The sequence below is a fragment of the Rhodospirillales bacterium genome (assembly GCA_016872535.1).
In the GTDB taxonomy this organism is placed as follows: domain Bacteria; phylum Pseudomonadota; class Alphaproteobacteria; order Rhodospirillales; family 2-12-FULL-67-15; genus 2-12-FULL-67-15.
Genome location: VGZQ01000150.1, coordinates 1 through 2,295 on the forward strand (window position 1 = coordinate 1; position 2,295 = coordinate 2,295).

At 63.7% G+C, this 2,295-nt stretch carries 3 protein-coding genes; all 3 read left to right on the forward strand.

What is annotated here, in order from left to right; translation table 11 throughout:
- Positions 1-1,403, forward strand: a 1,403-nt coding sequence (locus FJ311_16220) for a SulP family inorganic anion transporter (GenBank protein MBM3952980.1), incomplete at its 5' end; no start/stop codon positions are given.
- Positions 1,404-1,449: 46 nt separating this feature from the next.
- A complete protein-coding gene (locus FJ311_16225) occupies positions 1,450-1,776 on the forward strand; it encodes a type II toxin-antitoxin system RelE/ParE family toxin (protein MBM3952981.1) in 327 nt (108 codons plus the stop codon).
- Complete coding sequence (locus tag FJ311_16230) at positions 1,773-2,057, forward strand: helix-turn-helix transcriptional regulator (protein ID MBM3952982.1); 285 nt, start codon at positions 1,773-1,775, stop codon at positions 2,055-2,057. Before FJ311_16225 ends, FJ311_16230 begins: the two co-directional genes overlap by 4 nt.
- The last annotated feature ends 238 nt before the right edge of the window (positions 2,058-2,295 follow it).

The following is a 2,295-nucleotide window of genomic DNA, read 5'->3' on the forward strand; positions in this document are numbered from 1 at the left end:
AGCGCCACGGCATCGACGGACTCCTGCTGGCGACAATTCTGGCCGGCGCGATCATGGTCGCGGTCGGATTGTTCCGACTCGGCACCTACATCAAGTTCATCCCCTACCCCGTCACCGTCGGCTTCACCGCCGGCATCGCCGTCATCATTTTTGCGAGTCAGATCAGGGACCTGTTCGGCTTGACGCTCGCCGGGCCGGAACCGGGGCCGATCCTCGACAAAATTCCGGCGTTGCTCGACGCCGGATCGAGCGCCAATCCGGCCGCCGCCGGGGTCGCGCTGGCGACCATCCTCGTGATCGTCGGATGCAAGCGGATCCACGTCGCCTTGCCTGGCATGCTGATCGCGGTGGCGGTCGCCTCGGTCGTCGCCGCGATCCTGAACCTGCCGGTCGAGACCATCGGCTCGCGCTTCGGCGGCATTCCGCGCACTTTGCCGCTGCCCGCCTTGCCCGACATCACCCCGGCCAAGCTGCAAGCCGTGTTGCCGGACGCGCTGGCATTCGCGCTGTTGGGCGCGATCGAATCGCTTTTGTCGGCGGTCGTCGCCGACGGCATGACCGGCCGCCGCCACCGCTCCAATTGCGAATTGGTCGGGCAAGGGATCGCCAACGTCGCCTCCGGCCTGTTCGGCGGCATTTGCGTCACCGGCACCATCGCCCGCACCGCGACAAACGTGCGCTCCGGCGCGCGCGGGCCGGTCGCCGGGATGCTGCACGCGCTTTTCCTGCTGTTGTTCATGCTGCTGGCGGCGCCGCTCGCCGATTACATCCCGCTCGCGGCGCTCGCCGGGGTGCTGGCCGTGGTCGCCTGGAGCATGGCCGAGAAGTACGCGTTCCTGACCATCGCGCGGACGGGCGGCGGCGACGCCCTGGTGCTGCTCGCGACCTTCGCCTTGACGGTGTTCCGCGATCTGATCGAAGGCATCATCGTCGGCGTCGCCTTGGGGTCGATCCTGTTCATCAACCGCATGGCCGAGGCGGCGAACATCGAGACCCACGCGCCCCTGGTTTCCGCCGACCAGGCCGACGGTCGCGGCGAAATGCCCTACGATCCCGCCCAAGCGGCCGATTCCGACATCGTCGTTTATCGCATCACCGGCGCCTTTTTCTTCGCCGCCGCGTCGACCATCGGTTCGGTGTTGGACCGCATCGCCGACACCCACCGCGCCTTCATCGTCGATTTCTCGGCCGCCTCGTTCGTCGATTCCACCGCCGCCAAAACCATCGAGGCGATGGCGCGCAAGGCGCGCCGGCACGGCGTCAAGCTGCTGATCACCGGCACCACGCCGGAAATCCGGCGCGAGCTGTTCGTCAACGGTGTCAGGCCGCCGCTCGCCACCTACAAGCAAACCCTCGCCGACGGCCTGAAGGCGGCGCGGCGCGAAACGGCGAACGCTGGGTGACCGGTCGATCTTGCCTTAATATCGTAAATTTGCTATATCAAGCGTCATGGCTTGGCGGGTCGAAATCCTGAACGAAGCGGTCAGGGCGGAACTCGCCGAATTGCCGCTCGATATGCGCGCACGATTGACGCAAATTATCGACCTGATGGTGAGCGTAGGACCGCAACGGGTTCGGGAGCCTTACGTCAAGCATCTGCACGACAAGCTGTGGGAAATGCGGATGCGCGGCCGAGACGGCATCGCCCGGGCGATTTATCTCCTCGCCCACGAACAACGGATCGTCATTTTGCACGCGTTCGTTAAGAAAACCCAGAAAACGCCGCCGCGCGCCATTCGTCTCGCCCTGCAAAGGGCCAAGGAGTTGCCGCCATGACCATCCCCTTTCGCAAGCTCAAGGCCCAATGGATGAAGGACCCGGCCTTCCGAGCGGAATACACGGCGCTCGCGCCCGAATTCGCGCTCGCCCGCGCGCTCATCAAGGCCCGCGCCAAGGCCGGGCTGACCCAGGCCGCCGTCGCCAAGCGCATGGGGACGACGCAATCGGTGGTCGCGCGCATCGAAAGCGGGCGCACCCCACCCAACCTGAAAACGCTCGAAAAATACGCCCGTGCCGTCGGCCGACGGATCGAGCTTAGGTTATTGCCGGCGGCGTGAAGAAGCCGCAGAAATCTGCGCTTCATTCTTTTGTCCTAATCTTGTTACCGCCTGACAGGAAAGCCATTGTTGTGTCTTTACACGAAAAAAAAATCGTTAAGATTTATAAATGGTAATTAGGGCGAAACGTAACCAAAAAAGGCCTTCAGGAAGAGCCTGAAGGTGTTGTCGCCCCGGTGGTTGAAACGGAACTCGATTTCCTTGAGGTACATGGGGAAGTGGTACCTGGAGACGCCGC